General features: G+C 40.8%; 21 protein-coding genes. 10 read left to right on the forward strand and 11 right to left on the reverse strand.

The features are described 5' to 3' along the window. Positions 1-36 precede the first annotated feature (36 nt). Positions 37-1,311, forward strand: a complete 1,275-nt coding sequence (locus C6348_RS00590) for a lysine N(6)-hydroxylase/L-ornithine N(5)-oxygenase family protein (protein WP_106041455.1) — start codon at positions 37-39, stop codon at positions 1,309-1,311. 38 nt (positions 1,312-1,349) lie between these two features. Here the strand turns inward: C6348_RS00590 and C6348_RS00595 are convergent, their stop codons facing one another. Together C6348_RS00595 and C6348_RS00600 are read right to left on the reverse strand one after the other, a co-directional pair. Continuing rightward, entirely contained in the window at positions 1,350-2,573 is a 1,224-nt protein-coding gene (locus C6348_RS00595) for a cation:proton antiporter (RefSeq protein WP_106041457.1), read from the reverse strand. Positions 2,574-2,576: 3 nt separating this feature from the next. Further along, the gene (locus C6348_RS00600) at positions 2,577-3,074 is read right to left on the reverse strand and encodes a cation:proton antiporter regulatory subunit (RefSeq protein WP_106041459.1); all 498 of its coding nucleotides are present in this window, start codon (positions 3,072-3,074) and stop codon (positions 2,577-2,579) included. Positions 3,075-3,643: 569 nt separating this feature from the next. Between C6348_RS00600 and C6348_RS00610 the strand changes: the two genes are divergently transcribed. Next, a complete protein-coding gene (locus C6348_RS00610) occupies positions 3,644-4,417 on the forward strand; it encodes an enoyl-CoA hydratase (protein WP_106041463.1) in 774 nt (257 codons plus the stop codon). Positions 4,418-4,448: 31 nt separating this feature from the next. Here C6348_RS00610 and C6348_RS00615 read toward each other — a convergent pair whose 3' ends face one another. Beyond that, entirely contained in the window at positions 4,449-4,637 is a 189-nt protein-coding gene (locus C6348_RS00615) for a YhzD family protein (RefSeq protein WP_106041465.1), read from the reverse strand. A 172-nt stretch (positions 4,638-4,809) separates the two neighbouring features. Between C6348_RS00615 and C6348_RS00620 the strand changes: the two genes are divergently transcribed. From C6348_RS00620 to C6348_RS00635, 4 genes are all read left to right on the forward strand, one after another. Next, positions 4,810-6,024: a metallophosphoesterase family protein gene (locus C6348_RS00620; protein WP_106041467.1), complete on the forward strand. Its 1,215-nt coding sequence runs from the start codon at positions 4,810-4,812 to the stop codon at positions 6,022-6,024. A gap of 16 nt (positions 6,025-6,040) precedes the next feature. Beyond that, positions 6,041-8,830, forward strand: a complete 2,790-nt coding sequence (locus C6348_RS00625) for an ATP-binding protein (RefSeq protein WP_106041469.1) — start codon at positions 6,041-6,043, stop codon at positions 8,828-8,830. A gap of 62 nt (positions 8,831-8,892) precedes the next feature. Continuing rightward, positions 8,893-9,840, forward strand: a complete 948-nt coding sequence (yhaM, locus tag C6348_RS00630) for a 3'-5' exoribonuclease YhaM (RefSeq protein WP_106041471.1) — start codon at positions 8,893-8,895, stop codon at positions 9,838-9,840. A gap of 116 nt (positions 9,841-9,956) precedes the next feature. Then, complete coding sequence (locus C6348_RS00635; RefSeq protein WP_034663596.1) at positions 9,957-10,184, forward strand: sporulation YhaL family protein; 228 nt, start codon at positions 9,957-9,959, stop codon at positions 10,182-10,184. Positions 10,185-10,237: 53 nt separating this feature from the next. Here C6348_RS00635 and C6348_RS00640 read toward each other — a convergent pair whose 3' ends face one another. Continuing rightward, a complete protein-coding gene (locus tag C6348_RS00640) occupies positions 10,238-11,122 on the reverse strand; it encodes a peptidylprolyl isomerase (protein ID WP_003211354.1) in 885 nt (294 codons plus the stop codon). A 161-nt stretch (positions 11,123-11,283) separates the two neighbouring features. On the opposite strand from C6348_RS00640, the gene C6348_RS00645 reads away from it, so the two are divergent. Together C6348_RS00645 and C6348_RS00650 are read left to right on the forward strand one after the other, a co-directional pair. After that, positions 11,284-11,370 (forward strand): YjcZ family sporulation protein, encoded by an 87-nt coding sequence (locus C6348_RS00645; protein ID WP_008361129.1) that lies wholly within the window; start codon positions 11,284-11,286, stop codon positions 11,368-11,370. A 145-nt stretch (positions 11,371-11,515) separates the two neighbouring features. After that, positions 11,516-11,605 (forward strand): YjcZ family sporulation protein, encoded by a 90-nt coding sequence (locus tag C6348_RS00650; RefSeq protein ID WP_017360317.1) that lies wholly within the window; start codon positions 11,516-11,518, stop codon positions 11,603-11,605. A gap of 53 nt (positions 11,606-11,658) precedes the next feature. On the opposite strand, the gene C6348_RS18985 is transcribed toward C6348_RS00650, so the two are convergent. Continuing rightward, on the reverse strand, positions 11,659-11,844 hold the full coding sequence (locus tag C6348_RS18985; protein WP_072368131.1) for a hypothetical protein: 186 nt from the start codon (positions 11,842-11,844) through the stop codon (positions 11,659-11,661). Positions 11,845-11,926: 82 nt separating this feature from the next. Then, on the reverse strand, positions 11,927-12,445 hold the full coding sequence (locus tag C6348_RS00660) for a DUF3267 domain-containing protein (RefSeq protein ID WP_106041473.1): 519 nt from the start codon (positions 12,443-12,445) through the stop codon (positions 11,927-11,929). Positions 12,446-12,678: 233 nt separating this feature from the next. Here C6348_RS00660 and C6348_RS00665 point away from each other — a divergent pair, with 233 nt between their 5' ends. Beyond that, positions 12,679-13,023 carry a YhaI family protein gene (locus C6348_RS00665; protein WP_034663590.1) on the forward strand — a complete coding sequence of 115 codons (345 nt, stop codon included), beginning with the start codon at positions 12,679-12,681 and terminating at the stop codon, positions 13,021-13,023. Here the strand turns inward: C6348_RS00665 and C6348_RS00670 are convergent. Together C6348_RS00670 and C6348_RS00675 are read right to left on the reverse strand one after the other, a co-directional pair. Next, positions 13,001-13,621, reverse strand: coding sequence for an HTH-type transcriptional regulator Hpr (locus C6348_RS00670; RefSeq protein ID WP_034663587.1), 621 nt, complete (start codon positions 13,619-13,621; stop codon positions 13,001-13,003). The two genes, C6348_RS00665 and C6348_RS00670, sit on opposite strands and share 23 nt — an antisense overlap. 187 nt (positions 13,622-13,808) lie before the next feature. After that, the gene (locus C6348_RS00675; protein WP_034663584.1) at positions 13,809-14,165 is read right to left on the reverse strand and encodes a YtxH domain-containing protein; all 357 of its coding nucleotides are present in this window, start codon (positions 14,163-14,165) and stop codon (positions 13,809-13,811) included. A 128-nt stretch (positions 14,166-14,293) separates the two neighbouring features. On the opposite strand from C6348_RS00675, the gene yhzF reads away from it, so the two are divergent. Further along, entirely contained in the window at positions 14,294-14,485 is a 192-nt protein-coding gene (gene yhzF, locus C6348_RS00680) for a membrane protein YhzF (protein ID WP_003211362.1), read from the forward strand. Between the two features lie 49 nt (positions 14,486-14,534). On the opposite strand, the gene C6348_RS00685 is transcribed toward yhzF, so the two are convergent. The 3 genes from C6348_RS00685 to C6348_RS00695 all read right to left on the reverse strand — a co-directional run bounded on the left by C6348_RS00685 (position 14,535) and on the right by C6348_RS00695 (position 16,847). Then, the gene (locus tag C6348_RS00685; protein WP_024425455.1) at positions 14,535-15,053 is read right to left on the reverse strand and encodes a tryptophan transporter; all 519 of its coding nucleotides are present in this window, start codon (positions 15,051-15,053) and stop codon (positions 14,535-14,537) included. Positions 15,054-15,178: 125 nt separating this feature from the next. Next, positions 15,179-16,258: a 3-phosphoserine/phosphohydroxythreonine transaminase gene (serC, locus tag C6348_RS00690; protein WP_106041475.1), complete on the reverse strand. Its 1,080-nt coding sequence runs from the start codon at positions 16,256-16,258 to the stop codon at positions 15,179-15,181. A 160-nt stretch (positions 16,259-16,418) separates the two neighbouring features. Further along, entirely contained in the window at positions 16,419-16,847 is a 429-nt protein-coding gene (locus C6348_RS00695) for an HIT family protein (protein WP_106041476.1), read from the reverse strand. Positions 16,848-16,910: the final 63 nt, after the last annotated feature.

Below are 16,910 nucleotides of genomic sequence, written 5' to 3' on the forward strand. Positions count from 1 at the left end.
GTATATAAGTGATAAAAAGTTAAAGCAGGTGTACATATGATTGATGTGATCGGAATTGGGATTGGGCCCGCCAATTTAGGTTTGGCGGCTTTGTTAGAGGAGTATGAAGATGTTTCATGCTGTTTTTTTGAACAGGAGTCCGAGTTTGCCTGGCATCCTGGTATGCTGATCAAAGGAACGGATTTACAAGTCTCCTTTTTAGCTGATCTTGTGACGATGGCGAATCCAAGGAGCAGGTATACATTTTTAAATTATTTACATGAATCAAATAGACTTCACCGGTTCTATACATTTGAACAGTTTGACATTCCGCGAAGAGAATTCAATGAGTATTTATCATGGGTCGCAGGTGAATTAGATAGCTGTCAATTTGGGATGAAGGTAGAGGAAGTGACGGACTGCCAAGGTGGTTATCTTGTGAAAGTCCGGCGATTGAAGGATGGATCGCTTTCTGAGTATCGTGCAAAGCATGTCGTGCTTGGAACAGGGAGCAAACCGATGATTCCTGTCGATGTGCCTGATGCTGCACTGCCATATGTGACACATAGCAGCCGTTATTTAGACCAGCAGGAAGAACTTCATGAAGCTGAGTCGGTGACGGTGATTGGCTCTGGGCAGAGTGCAGCCGAAATCTTCTTAGACCTGCTTCAGCATCAAAAGAAAGGACAGCAGCTTTCGTGGTTTACGCGATCTAGTGAATTTAGAGAGCTGGAGACGGCAGAGCTTGGCCAGGAGCTATTTACACCGAAGTACGTCGAATATTTCCATTCGCTTCCTTATGAAGAACGAATGAACACATTGCCTAGGCTGACTGGATTAAGAAATGGTATAGATGCATCGACGCTCTCGCGTATTTATCAGGAATTGTATCATCGGTCTGTTACAGGTGAAGAGCCATCTGTGGTGATTCAGCCAATGACCGAGCTTGAAGCGATTCAGGTGGAGGAGAATCAGTCCCTGAAGCTGCACCTAAAGCAGTGGCAGCTAAAGAAAGAAAAGAGCATAACAGCTGATCGTGCCGTATTGGCTACAGGGTACACTCCGAATATCCCGGCGTGGTTTAGTGCGTATGAACCTTTGATTGAATGGGAAAGTGAAGAGCATTTTAAAGTGACAGAAGACTTCAGGCTTGTGTTCAAAGACAAGCGCCCGCATCATTTCTTTACATTCACGCATCTTGATCACTCTCATGGAACAGCGGCGACCAATTTAAAACTATCCATCTACCGCAACCAGAAAGTGATTCAAACCATTCGCGGGGTCAAGGAAGCGCCAGTCAAGCAAGAAACAGCATTTCAGCATTTTGAATAAGATATGAAAAAGGGCCCCAAGTATAGGGCCCTTTTTCATTAGATCGTTGTTTCCTTTTTCACTTTTGGCTTTTCTGTTTTCCATTTGAAGATTTTGTTTAGAATTTGATAAATTCGCTTAGATTCCTTCGTCACAAGCGGTCCTAAAATCGCAAGGATTAAGACGTACAATGCAGCAAATGGCTTCAAGGTAGCGGCAAGTCCGCCCGCAATACCGAGCTCGGCTACAATGATCGAAAACTCTCCGCGTGATACGATGGTTAATCCAATATTAGAAGAGGCTTTATGAGAAAATCCAGCTCTTCTTCCAGCGAACATTCCAGCAGTGAAGTTCCCAATGAAGGTGAGAATCACAGCGCCGATCGCAAGCCAGAAGGCATCACCTAATGTAAATGGATCAATGCTGAGACCGAAGCTGAAGAAGAACATGGCCCCGAAGAAATCTCTAAATGGAACCACAAGATGTTCGATGCGGTCAGAGTGCTCTGTTTCTGAGAAAACAAGACCAAGTAAGAGTGCCCCAATGGCCTCTGCTACATGGATTGTCTCTGAAAAACCAGCGACAAAGAATAAAGCCGCAAAAATCACAATGATGAACACTTCGTTCGAACGGATATCGAACAACTTGTTTAATCGTTTTGGCAGCTTACGTGCGATGATAAAGAAAAGCATCATATAACCAAAAGCAATGAAAATGGATAATAAGGCACCGCTAACCGTTGTGGCATCTCCAAGGACAAGACCAGATACGACGGATAAATAAACAGCGAGGAAAATATCCTCAAACATAATGATCCCAAGAATTAACTCAGTTTCAGGGTTCGCAGTCCGTTTCAAATCAACAAGGACTTTGGCCACAATGGCACTGGATGAAATCGTGATAACCCCTGCCATAATGAGAACCTCAAGGAACCCAAACCCTGTGATAAAACCGTAAAGCAGTCCTAAGCTGAAGTTAATCAAAATATAAATAGATCCGCCGACAGCAATGGATTTGCCCGATTTAATAAGCTTTCCGACAGAGAACTCAAGTCCAAGATAGAAAAGAAGGAACAAGACGCCCATTCTGCCAAAAAACGAAATAATTTCGGTGCTTTCGATAAATTTTAGATCAATGATCCCGATGGTTGGAGCATGCGGCCCAACGATCATACCGAGGACAATGAGAAAAGGGATGATAGAGAATTTTATTTTATTGGCGATTAAGCTGGCGATGGCGATGAGAATCAGCGCCGTCCCAACTTCAAAGACTAAATGATCCATTCATCACTCTCCCCCTCTAGAAAGAAAATCACGTATCAATCGCTTTAAGTGTTTTCTTTCGCCTGAAATGACCATCGTATCATTTGCTTCAATAATCGAACCGGCACCAGGGTTCAGTAATTTTTCATTTGTATGTTTAATGATCGCAATGACGGTGACTTCATAGTTTTGCCGCACATCTAAATCACCGAGTGTATGTCCAACCGCTTTTGCGCCTTTTTCCACCTTAAACCATTCAATCATCAAGTCATTGAAGGCCATTTCAATGGTTTCAAGTGCCTGCGGTTTATACACCATGCCGCCGATAATCGCAGCGATTTGCCTTGATTCAGCATCATCGAGAGAAATGGTGGACAGCACTTCATCTGGATCATCATCGTCAAAACGATAAATCTCCCGTCTGCCATCATCATGAATCACTATCGTCATCTTTTCTCTATTTCTCGTTTCAATTTCAAATTTCTTTCCGATCCCAGGAAGATCATTTTCTTTAATATTCATTTTATCCCTCCGAATATGATAGGTTGTGTTTTTCATATAGTAATACGGATGAAATAAAATGAATCAGTAGAGGTAATTTGATTGACACATAATGGGGATCGCACACTTCATTTCCAAAAAACATAGATCAATGGATAACGCAGCTGATGGAGCAGGCTTGAGAAGAAAAACCTTTGAATCAGCCAGTGATAATCTGTTCTTTAACAGAATAGAGGAGGCATGTTTTTTTGAAAATGGAGGTGTCTTCACCGCGTGAATTTCTTCATCGTAGATGGATGGAGAAATAAGACTAGGTGCACTCGCTTCTGCCTGTGGAGCAAAAACGACATTTGAAAAAGGAGAAAACATGACGATGAAACTAATCAATATGAATATGGAACACCTTATCAATCATCCTCCCCCTTTCAAAATCATTTCATTCTTCATTTACTATATAAAAATATATTTCTTGTTTCAACAATTATGCTTATTTTAGTATCAATTGATCTTGAAATTTTTCATGCAGAGGAAAAGGAATTATTCGGGTTGAAATGGAATTAAGTCATGAGTTTAAAAGAAAAGGGGGATGGATGATGACATATATCAATTGTCAGTTAGACGGGGATATTTTTGAAATCGTTTTCAACAGGCCTGATGCTTATAATTCATTTCATGTGGACATGTTTGCTGAATTCAAAGAGGCATGTGATGCAGCGGAAGAAAGCAGTGCAAAAGTCGTTGTGATCAAGGGAGCGGGGAAAGGGTTTTCAGCAGGCGGAGATATTGGCATGATGCTTAAGCAGGAAAGTGAAGAAGATTTCCATCGTGTGATGGATTTGATCGAGGGAATTACACTTTCTCTAGCCGGTATGAAAAAAGTGACGATTGCCCTTGTCCACGGGTCAGCGGCAGGCCTTGCTTTTAGCTTTGCTTTAAGCTGTGACTACTTGTTTATGCATCAGGATGCACAGCTCGCCATGAATTTTAATGGAGTAGGGTTAATTCCAGATGGCGGAGGGCATCTTTTTCTCACAAAAAGAGTCAGTGAACAAACCGCGAAACAATTGATTTGGAGCGGACAAAAGCTGCCGGCTGAAGAAGCGTTAAAACTGCGCCTTGCAGACGGGGTGTTTCAGGAAGAAGTCGATGCGTATCAAAAAGTATGTGTGAAGCCGTTTATGAACATGCCGCTTCAAGCATTTATTGAAACAAAGCTGATCTATTTTCAGCAGTCAGAACCTGAGCTGCTAGCCGTTCTTCAAAAGGAGAGGGCAGCACAGGCAAGACTGAGGCAAAGTCATGATCATAAGGAAGGCATTCAGGCCTTTTTAGAAAAAAGACGACCTGTGTTTCAGAACGTATAAACGAATGTGAGGCCGGCGAATGCCGGTTTTTTTAACGTTCAAATAAAAGAAGCTTGCCTGCATCATCAACGAGCCGGTGGGAATGCTTCGTGTATTGCTGTTCGATTAAGCGATGGCGCCCTAATTCCATTGCCTTTTCATCACTATCCGTTGTGATTTTTTCATTTAATAAGGTCTCACCCGACCGGTCAAATACAGTTAAAAAGTATGTCTTCTCCATTCCTCATCTCCCTTTCCTCTGCTTTTCTATGTAATTAAACAATGAATAAGGCAAAACCTCTTTTTTAGCTCTTAAAAATGTGTTTTTTAGAATGAGAGCGATAGAACGTGCATTCGTAAAAATGGCATGATAAAATATGGACAATGACAGTATCGGACAAGGAGATAGACGTTTGACTAAGCTCACCTTTATTCATGCCGCAGATTTACATTTAGACAGTCCATTTGCAGGAATGTCGAATATCCCTAGCTTACCATTTAAGCGGCTCAAAGAAAGTACATTTCAAAGTGCGAAGAATATGTTTGATCTCGCCATTGCACGGGCAGTAGACTTTGTGCTGCTGAGCGGAGATTTATTTGACGAATCAAATCGCAGTCTGAAAGCACAGCTGTTTTTAAGAAATCAGTTTCTAAGACTGCAAACTCAAGGGATTGACGTCTTTATTATTTATGGTAATCATGATCATTTAGGCGGTGAATGGACACCGATTGAGTGGCCTGAGAATGTGCACGTTTTTTCAAGCAGTACACCAAGTGAGCAATCCTACTATAGAGGGGGGCAGCTTGTTGCAAGTATTTATGGGTTTAGCTACAAAGAGCGGGCTGTCTATGAAAATATGACATCTCATTATGTCAAAACGACAGATGCTGCCTATCACATTGCGATGCTTCACGGTACATTAGCCGGACAAGAAGGGCATGATGCGTATGCACCATTTCAGCTTGAGCAGCTTCTTTCACGGGATTTCGATTATTGGGCGCTTGGACATATACATAAGAGAGCCCTTCTGCATGAAGACCCGTTGATTATTTACCCTGGTAACATGCAGGGCAGACATATAAAAGAAACAGGAGAGAAAGGCTGTTACGTTATTCAACTCTCCGAGGATTCTGAGACAGCGGAATTTATTAGCTGTGCGGATGTGATGTTTGAGACACTTGCAATAGACATGACAGAAACGGTTCATATGACGGATCTTGTGACACTTTTGGATAGCAAAATCAGTGAGCTGAAAGAGGAGGGCGTCCCTCATTTTGTGAAAATTGAATTGACGGGTGATGCTCCTCCTTACTTTGAGCGTACTCAGCTTGAGGTACTTGAGGAGCTGTTGACTGTGCTTCATGAACAGGAAGAAGATGAAGAGGTGTTCGTTTGGGTGATATCGATTGACTGCCGAACAAACGAGGATGTCGTCTATCCAGAAGATTCTTTTTTGAAGGAACTCACTGCTGAAATTTCACAGTTTGAGGCATATGAAGAGCTTCTATCACCGATCAAGCGTCACCCAACCTATAGAAAGTCAGGAAAAACTCTCACAAAAGAGGATGAAGTGGATATAAAAGAAGAAGCACAAAGGCTGCTGACAGAACAGCTAAAGCAATTATGAGAAAAGGAGAGGCACAATGAAAATACGTTCACTCCATATCGCCCATTTCGGGAAATTTTCAAATCGGACCTTTCACTTTTCTGATGACGGTTTTCAGCTAGTTTACGGCCTGAATGAATCGGGGAAAACGACATTGAAAACGTTTATTGAATCGATGTTATTTGGTTTTCCGAAAAACAAGATGTACAAGACGAAACAGGGTTCTTTTTATGGTGGTTCCCTTACTTGCCAAGATGATGAGTTAGGCGTTATTCATATTGAGAGAACGTCCGATCGCGGTGGGCAAGCACAGGTATTTTTACCGAATGGTGAAGTGAAAGACGAAGCTTTTCTACAGACACTTTTAAAGGGAACGGATCGCAGATTATATCAATCAATCTATTCATTTGATGTGTTTGGACTGCAAAATGTCCAAGCCTTAAACCAGGACCAAATAGGCGAATTTCTACTTTTCTCAAGTTTATTTGGCTCGGATGCAGCCACCAAGATGGATAGCAGGCTGCTAAAGCAGCAGGAGCAGCTGTTTAAACCAAATGGACGCAAGCCTGAATTAAACCAGCAGCTTGATCGTTTAAAAGAGCTGACAGGTCAGCTGAAACAAGCGAGATTGGTAGAAGGCAGCTATACCGAAAAGAAACGGGAGCAATCTGAATTAACAGAGACGATCGAAAAGCTTCAAAATGAAATGAAGCAAGCTGAGGAACACATTCAGAAACTGGCTGAATCCATTCAAGTTTATCCCATGATCGAGAAAAAAGTGGAATTAAAAAAGGAATTAGCCCGCTATCCAGACCGAGTCAAACGTTTTAGAGCAGAAACAGAGCATGAGCTGGATAAACTAGAATCACACCTTCACCCGAAAAAGGCTCAATTGACTGCACTGAAGCAGAAGTTAGACCATTTGCAAACCTCACTCGTACAAGTTCAACCGCTCTATGACAAGGATACCATAATGGAGATGAAACGAGTCGTAGATGAAGCATCTAATGCTGAGCTTGTGAAAAAGCACATAGCAGAGTGTCGAGCAAACCGTGATTCATTGAAACAAAAAATAGACGAAGCGGTAGCAAAGCTAAAGTGGGAGTACCCGATAAAGTTCGAACAAATCGACGATTCGCTTGAATTTGAGTGGGAATTAAAAGAGACTGTCACTCAATACGTTCGTCTCATGGATAGAAAAGCGCAGTTAGATGAACGATTTGATCACGCAAGACATGAGCTGGACGAAGCAGAAGCCGCTCTAAAAGGATTAAAGGAACAGCAAGTCAGACAGCACGGAGCAGAAGATGATGCGAAGGGGACAAGATCGAAAAAGAAACCGATTCATTCCCGGGCGTCGTTATTCCGAGGCTTGATCGCATTTGATGTGGTGCTTCTGCTTGTTCTATTCTTTTTAACAGAGTGGTGGATCACGCTCTTGTTTGCGGGATTTTCTGTTTTTCTCTTCTTTCTCATTTACCCAATAAGTCAAATGAGCCCTATGAAACAAAGAAGCGGCGAAGGGGCCTTTGATTCATTTCAAGTGCAGGCAGCTTCAGCTGAAACACTTATGAGGCAGAAGGAGCTTCTGTACGAAAGAATCATTCGGCAATATGAAGACTGGGAGCTAGAGCTGGAACCTGTCCAGCAGCAAGTAGAGGAAAAGAAGAGACAGCTTGGCTTGTCGTCTGAGCTTTCTTTCCTAGTAGAGGCCTTCCATATCCTAAAACAATTAAAAATGAATACAGCGGCATATGAGGAGCTTCATCGTGAAATAGGCATGCTTTCCGATCAGCAATCGATTTATGAGCGCAGGGTTTCAGCGTTAAGCAGTATCCTTCAAAAAAAGGAAGGAACCATTCAGGAGAATATCTCAGCTTTTCAAGAGATATTGAAAGATGAGGCGAGAAGAGAAAAAGAACGCCAGACATTGCACGTATCTATTCAACATGCGATCCAGCAGCTCACGACACTAGAAGGGGAAATTCAATATTACGAAAAACAAACTGACGAGCTTTTTCGTCAAGTAGAAGCAGAGTCCAAAGAAGATTACCAAGTGCTTTCTCATCTATCTAAAGAATACCGGGAACGGCTTTCCCATTTGCAGCAGCTAAATCAAGAGCTTCATAGAAGCGGTTGTTTTGATGAGGAGGAATGGATTGTTCGCAAAGGATTACCTCTCCTTGAAGAGGAGTGTGCAGAAGCAAAGCAGCACCTTCATGACGTTCAATTGAATGCGGAGAATATGGAAAAACGTTTAGCAGAACTAGCGGTGGAAATCCGGCAAATAGAAGCTTCTGGAACGGTGTCTGATTTGACTCATCAGCTTGCCGCAGAGCAGGAGCATGCGAAGCACCTCGCAAAAAAATGGGCGGCAATTCAGCTTGTCCGCTCCGTCATACGAGAAAAATTGAATGAGCATAAAGAAACAAGGCTGCCTGCATTGCTTCAAACAGCCTCAAGTTTTATTCAGCCGTTAACAAATGATCGTTATGAAGCGATTTTATTTTCACCTGAAGATGACTTACTGATGGTGAAAAGAATGGATGGAATAATATTCCGTCCAGAGGAGCTTTCACAGGCAACGTGTGAACAGATCTATCTGGCGATTCGTTTTGCGCTCGCTTTGTCTCATCAGCAAGATTGTCAGCTTCCGTTTATGATGGATGACAGCTTCGTTCATTTCGATCACGTTCGTCTAGGAAGAGTGCTGGAGATGATGAACGAGCTCACACGTTTTGAAACACAGCTGTTTTATTTCACCTGTCATGAGCATATGAAGCAAGCAGCAGAAGATGGACAGATTACGAGTTTAGCAGTTGAATGATTGACAAATAATGACTTATGTTATACTTATATGAGCAGAAACATGGAAGGAGCTTTTATTGAATGGCTAAAGGGATCATGACCTATGATGTCGGCGAACAAGTTGACCTGCATTTATTAATTAAATCATCTACTAAAGGGATTGCGAGTAATGGCAAACCATTTTTAACGTTAATTCTTCAAGATCAAAGTGGAGATATTGAGGCGAAACTATGGGATGCAAAGCAGAATGATGAACAAACCTATGCCGCGCAAACCATTGTGAAGGTAGTAGGCGATATTCATCATTATCGCGGGAGGAATCAGCTGAAACTTAGGAATATACGCCCTGTTGCTGAAAATGAGCAAATTCGAATTGATGATTTTCTCGAAACAGCTCCTATTCCAAAACATGATATGATGGATACGATTATGCAATATATCTTTGATATGAAAAACCCTAATATACAGCGTGTTACAAGGCATTTGCTGAAAAAATATGGACAGGAATTCGCTGACTATCCAGCAGCGACAAAAAACCATCACGAATTTGTCTCTGGTCTTGCTTATCACGTGGTGTCCATGCTGCATTTGGCTAAATCAATTGTTGACCTATATCCATCATTAGATCGAGATCTTTTATATTCAGGCATCATTCTTCATGATTTAGGAAAAGTCAAAGAGCTTTCGGGCCCAGTCTCAACCACCTATACGGTGGAAGGGAATTTAATTGGTCATATTTCGATTATGGTGACAGAAATTGCGAAAGCTGCAGAAGAGCTTGGCATTGATACAGAAGAAATTCTGATTTTACAGCACTTAGTACTGAGTCATCACGGGAAAGGAGAGTGGGGCAGCCCGAAACCACCAATGGTGAAGGAAGCCGAAATACTCCACTATATTGATAATTTAGATGCGAAGATGAATATGATGGATCGTGCACTTGAGCATGTGAAGCCAGGAGAATATACAGAACGTATTTTTGCGCTAGAGAATCGTTCATTTTATAAACCAACCTTTCATCACGAATAACCATGTCAAAACGTCCGTTTATTGCGGGCGTTTTTTTCATAACTTGTCTTCTTTTCGCATAAGCATGTAACACAAAGGAAGAGAGAGCTGTTCTGAAAAAAGGAGGCGATGAAAAAATGTTGTTTTTTCCATGGTGGGTGTATGCATGTATCATTGGCATTATTTTCTGTGCGTATAAATTAATGACAACGGCCAAAGAGGAGCAAGAGATTGATCAATCCTTTATTGAAAAGGAAGGAGAAATTTTTATTGAGCGAATGGAACAAGAAAGAGAGCGTAGACGTCAGGATCAGCAAGTGAAAAGATCACATGATACGGCGGCACATGAAGACTCGATTGCTTAATCAGGTCATATAAAAACCCCTCTGCACGATCACGGCAGAGGGGTTTTTTGTGATTACTGGTTTTGTTGAGGTTGTTGATTTTGTGCGGGTTGTTGAGACTTTTCTTTGAATGTGTTTTCAAGTTCTTTATCTTTTACTTTCACATCGGCATCTTTCACCAATTTGTTTAAGATCGTTTGGATTTCATTTGTGTCTGCTTGTTTTTGATTAAGCAGTTCTTTTTTCAAGTCTGCTTTCATGTCATCGTATTTACCGCGTTCTTCGGTCTTTTTAATGATATGGTAGCCGAATTGTGATTTCACTGGTTTGCTGATTTCATTCACTTTTAGTTTGAAAGCAGCTTTACTGAAGTTCTCGTCCATTTGGCCTTCTTTTGCGAACCAGCCTACATCGCCGCCTTGTGCTGCTGAAGCGGTATCAGTTGAATATTCAGACACAACGGCATCCCATTTTTCACCTTTATCTAATTTCTTTTCCACTTCGTCAGCTGTTTTCTTATCAGCTACTAAAATGTGGCTTGCGCGGATTTTCCCTTTTAGGTCATCGTAATACGCTTTTACTTCTTTATCAGTGATTTTGATGTTAGCTTTGGCAGCCTTTTGAGTCAGCAGCTCATATTTCACTTGATCTTTGATGTAATCTTTTCCGAATTCATCTTGAAGTTGTTTTAAACGATCTTCACCAAGTGTCTTTTTATATTCTTCCATTTTCTTATCAATTTCTTTATCAGATACTTTGTATTTGTCAGCAAGAACCTTTTGTTGAACAAGTAGATTTAAAGCATCTCCACCTGCTTGTTTCTTAAGAGTTGTATAAAGCTCTTCTTTTGTGACATCTCCTGATTTTGTTGTTGCGATGACATCTTTATCACCGCTACTGCATGCGCCAAGAGTTAAAACACTAACTGCTGTTACAGCTGCTAAAGCCATTTTTTTCATTCAAAAAACACTCCTAATCTTTCCAATTTATTTATCATTGCTTGTATCATAACATATTGTGACACGCTGTAAAAAGAAATGCAAATGGGAGGGCATTCGTCTAGTCAAAAATTTGCGCGCGACATACACATATAGTGATCACAAAAAGGAGGCTGAATTATATGGGAGCAGGATATTCTAATGGGTTTGCTTTATTGGTCGTGCTATTCATTTTGCTGATCATCGTTGGTGCAGCATATCTTTACTAATTAAATCGCTGTGACAGAAAGGAGCCGTCCTGCCATGCGTGCGGGCGGTTCTTTTTTCAAACGATGACAGGTGCCTAAACGTTTTCATTTCTTTTGCATACACTGAGCTTAGAACAGAGCAAGAACTGGCAGGAGGTGTTTTTACATGGGAGGAGAAGTCTTTGCTGGCGGTTTTGCACTAGTCGTCGTGTTATTCATCTTATTGATCATTATCGGTGCATCTTGGATTTGCTAATCAATCAATATACACAAAAAGCTGCCCTCAAACTGGCAGCTTTTGCTTTGATCTTAAATAGAAATGGTAATTTCAACAAATGATGAGATCAGTAAGATCAGTATCGATACATTGATAAAGCGAAACACCTTATCTTGCCGTTCTTCAGGAATCTCTCTGACAAGGCATAATGTATTAGTAAGCCTGTTTATTGAATACACAATAAACGCGGCAAAGACGATGAAGTAAAATAAAACTATCGGAGATCCCCCCTCTCTATGCTATTCCCATACTACATTACCAAATTTTTTATGAAAAAGATAGAAGTTGGCTTTAAAAACCTCATGATGAGGAAGTTTGGTCAACTAAAATATCAAACTCGTCTTGGGCTTGATCGATGATGCAGGATTTAGGTGCTTTGAGCAGTTTCCATGCAAATAAAAAGTCAGGCAAACAATAGCCTGCATGAATACTTGCGATGATGATAAAATAGTGTGCATACATTGGAAACGCCACGCCTAACACAAAGTAAAGCGGTGAAATCACACAAAATGGACTGAGAAGTGAATAAAGCATTACTTTCTTTGGCACACGCTTCCAGCAATTTCGTTTAAATAGCGTCATTTTTTTCTTGTTTTTCATCACTGGGATCAAGTGAACCACACGGTGGACAAGCAATGTCACAAGTAAAAGTACAGCAAAAAGCGGTGCGTTGTGGCTGCTTAGTCTCGTTTCAGGATGAGTCAGTTGAAAACATAAAAAAGCCATAATGAAAAAAAGTATAGCAAGACTTATGGCTGAAATCAGCAGTCTCGTATAACCATAATCCTTTTCAAGATTAATGGTTTTCCAACAATTCATTTTTCATCCTTCCAATCTTAAAAAACTAATTGAATATCTCAAGATAATTTACTCTTCCTGAGGATAAAAATCAATGGTTTTGTTGAAAAAAAATAAAATGTTGCCTTCATATGGAATAAAGAGAGGAAACTTTGGGTTTTTCAAGAAAAAAAGACAGAAGAGGGAGGTTCGTCTCTTTCGTCAATGAGTAATTTCGGCTAAAATAGAAAGACTAAGAGAAAGAGGGAACGTACATGAGTATTGAGGAACGAATGAGCCAGCTCGAATATTATATGGAACTTTTGCTGACGGCGACCGATATGAGCCGTTATCCATATTATGCATTATTGATCAGGCAGCGGGTATCGAAAGAAGAGGCGAAGGAAATTGAGCGTATTTGTGCTGAGCTTTCAGAGGAAATGGACAAGCAAAAAGCACAAGGCTACGTCATGTTTGACGATATGCTTGCGCTTTTTGCAGGACAGTTAATTGAAAAGCTGGATGTGCATGAGACGATATTTGCATTGCATGATCAAGGGCTGTTTCAGCCGTTAATGAATGAATTTATAAAGATCATTAAACAATTTGATTTGCTTTAGCCGCTTTTTCTGCTGCATCAGCTGAGTCTTCAAGTTCCTCAGGCTTTTTCGTGACTTTTCCTCGCTCATTCAAAAAGTCCTTCTCAATGTTTGAAAACGATTTCTCAAAAATCTCCATGAAATCCTCACCATAGATGTTTCGGATAATACACATCATTTCTAAAATCTCAGGGAACTTTCCGTAAATGTCATGAAGCGGCTGTGCGCCTTTGACAATACCAGTTCGTGCCGGGTCATAATCTTCAAGTAGTTTATGGAATGTCTCTTCGCCTTTTGGCGTTAGCTCAATATACGTATTGCGTTTATCGTTTAACTTTTTAGAAAATTTTAAAAATCCTCGTTCCTCCAGTTTCTTGGAGAAGTTAAACGCCGTTGATACATGCATGACGCCAAACTTTGCAATTTCTGATATTGAAGCTCCTTTTAATTGATACGCAATCCACAAAATATGATGTTCATTGATATTTAGGTTATACGGTTTGATCCACTGCTGCCAGTCCTTTTCAATGGATTTCCAAAGAGCTTTGCTCAATTGGGCCATTCTTTGACTGAATAAAAGTGCTTCTTTTACATCGAAAGGCTGTTCCGAATGATTCATCCATTTCACCTACTTCTCTTTTTCTTGTAATTCTATTATGCCAATAAAATAAAGATTAATAAAGCTGAAAATTCAAGAATTTTTAAAACTCATGAAAAACATTGACAAAATAACCTTTTTTCAACAAAAAAAGTGCGGGATACGCACCCCGCACACTTTTGTAAACGAATATTTTTTCGTGAGTATATTAGTTTTGTAAGGTTTTCTCCAGTTGTTTAAGCTTTTCTTCAATTTCCTGAATTTCCTTTTGCAAGTCCTGCTGGTGAGGTTTGATTTCTTCGCGCCATTGCTGAATCGATGCTTGTAATTCAGTTCCGACTTCTTTAATGACCTCTGCGCTTTCTTTTGCTGTTTCAACAATCTGCTCTTTTAAAGCTTGTCCATCTCTTTTTAATCTTGTCAGCGTATCTTCGAATTTGTCATAGCCGTCTTTCATCTTTCCGCGCACATCTCTGCCAGAAGAGGGAGTCGTCAGGAGCACTGCCGCACCTCCGAGGAGACCGCCTACAAATAATCCTGTTAATAAAGAACGTCCACTAGCCATTCAAATCACCTCTAGTCAAATTTTACACATTCGCATGTTCTCTCTGAGCTGACGATCAGCTTCATTGAACTTCCATACATAGCTTGCTTTATTTTAGCATACTTTTGAAGAAAAGGGAGGGGAGAAGGTTGTCTGTCTTTCTGTTCGTTTTTACGTGTATCGGTGTCGTTTTTACAGGTGGTTCTATTCATTATGCAAGACAGCTGGGGTATGCAGGGTCTTATCCGCCAAAACATGTATTAAAGCAAAAAGCACTTGTGTGTGCGGCAGGTGCAGGAATTTCGCTCCTCATTTTGCTGCTGACCCTTTTTCTTTTATAAAAGCATGAAAAAAACCTCTTCATCTATTATGAAGAGGTTCGATTATTCGTTAAGCAACTTCTATCATTCTTGCACGCCTTAGAATGGACTGAGCAATTGGGAAGACAAATACCATGGCAATGGTATTAATCACGGCTGCTGGAAGGACAACCCCCACAAGAAGTGCCGGTAATGCAGCTGGCAGTCCAGTAATCAGTAAAGCGGCAGATAGGAAAATCACGCCGGATACGATGGTTCCAATCGCAGTTAACACAGCGGTCAGCACCACTTTGTTCTTTATCTTCAAGCAAGATAAGAAAAGGGCTAGGAAGATAAAGGCTGTCACTGGTTTATCAATCATATTTGGAATTTGTCCGCCTGGGAAACCCGTTGTTAATGCAGAAATGACGCCAGTTACTAGGGCAATAACCACTACATGCTGTACCTTTGGGAAAAGGATGATGCTTAAAAACATCATGACCAGCATCATATCAGGTTTCATTCCGAAAAAGATGGGCGGGAAAATCGTATGCAAAACAGCTCCCATTGCTGCAAGCAATGACATAATCACTAATTCTTTTGTTTTCATTTCTATGCTCTCCTCTGCTAAGCTCTTAGGACTCTCCAATAATATGGCTCATCATTTATTGCAAGAGTCATCACTTTATATTTCTCGTTATTATAACAAATTTATTTCTCTATAGAAAAGCTTTTTTACTCATTTTCTTGCTGGAACTTTTTCATAAAGTCCGCAAGCTTTTGGCAGTCTTCAATCGATACCGCATTGTAAATAGATGCTCTGCATCCACCGACAGAACGGTGGCCGGCAAGTCCAACCATTTGTTCCTGCTTTGCTTTCTCTACAAAGGAAGCAGTGAGCGAATCATCACGAAGGGTAAGCGTGACATTCATATGCGAACGGCTGTCAGTGCGTGCGTGTCCTTTGTAAAAACCGCCGCTTTGATCAATTGTGTCGTAGAGAATGCCTGCTTTTTGTTCATTGCGTTTTTCCGCTGCTTCTACGCCGCCAGCCTGTTTGACATGCTCAAGGACAAGAGACAGCATATAAATCGCAAAAGTCGGTGGTGTGTGATAAAGAGAGTTGGCTTTTGCGTGTGTTGAATATTTTAATATTTTCGGTGTGCTGCTTTTCTCTTTCTCTAATAAACGTTTGCGCGCGATCACAATCGTGATACCAGAAGGCCCTAAGTTTTTTTGTGCCCCAGCATAAATGAAATCAAATTGAGAAACATCGATTTTTTTGCTGAGAATATCACTGGACATATCTGCAATGAGCGGCAATGACGTGTCTGGGAACGTTTTCCACTGAGTGCCGAAGATCGTATTGTTTGATGTGATGTGTAAGTAAGCGCCATCTGTTAAACCGGAGGCATCTACTTCTGGAATATACGAGTAGTTGTCGTCTTCACTTGAAGCAAACACAGATGTTTCACCAAACCCTTTTGCTTCTGATAATGCTTTTTCTGACCAAGCGCCTGTTTGAATGAAATGAGCCGTTTCGCCTTCATGTAAGAAGTTCATAGGAATCATCGCAAATTGAAGACTAGCTCCGCCCTGTAAAAAGAGGACTTCGTAATCTTCAGGAATGTCCATCAGTTCCACCAACAGTGCTTTTGCCTTATTGTGGACTTCTTCATATTCACCGCTGCGATGAGACAGCTCCATCACAGACATCCCAGTTTGTTTAAAATCAACAAGTTCTTCCTGTGCTTTTTGAAGCACTTCTAGCGGCAGTGCCGCCGGACCAGCATTAAAATTCGTCGTTCGCTTCATCACAATCTCTCCCTATTTCTCGCGTTAATGGATCAAAAGATAAAACCATCCTATCACAAATTTGAAGCAATTGGACAAAAAATTTGAATCGTTCTAAATATCTTACTATTAAGAGATGGAGGGGATAAAAAGGGGGTAGAAATAAGAAAAACCTCATCTATTAAGATGAGGTAAGCCGCGTGTGGATGGCAGAAGAAATATCTTTTAAATCCTCTGACGTGTATTGCTCTTGATGTGATTTCCATACGGCACCAAAGCCATCGCCTTTTCCGTAGCGCGGAATGATATGCATATGGTAATGGAACACAGATTGTCCGGCTTTTTCGCCGTTGTTGTTCAGAAGGTTTAACCCAATTGGTTCAAATTCCTGTTTGATTGCTCTTGCAATTTTCGGAATCGCTTGGAAGTAGTGATTAGACACTTCTGGTGTCATCTCGTAGATATTTTCTTTATGTATTTTCGGGATTACAAGGGTATGTCCTTTTGTTACTTGGCTAATATCTAGAAAAGCCAATACATGCTCGTCTTCATATACTTTTGCACATGGAATGTCTCCATCAATGATCTTGCAAAAAATACAATTGCTCACATCATGTCACTCCTTATTCATTTTCCTTCATCGTATCACAAAAAGAAGCAAAAAAGAAAACAG

Origin of the sequence: Bacillus sp. YBWC18 (assembly GCF_002998775.1) — a bacterium.
Classification (GTDB): domain Bacteria; phylum Bacillota; class Bacilli; order Bacillales; family Bacillaceae; genus Bacillus.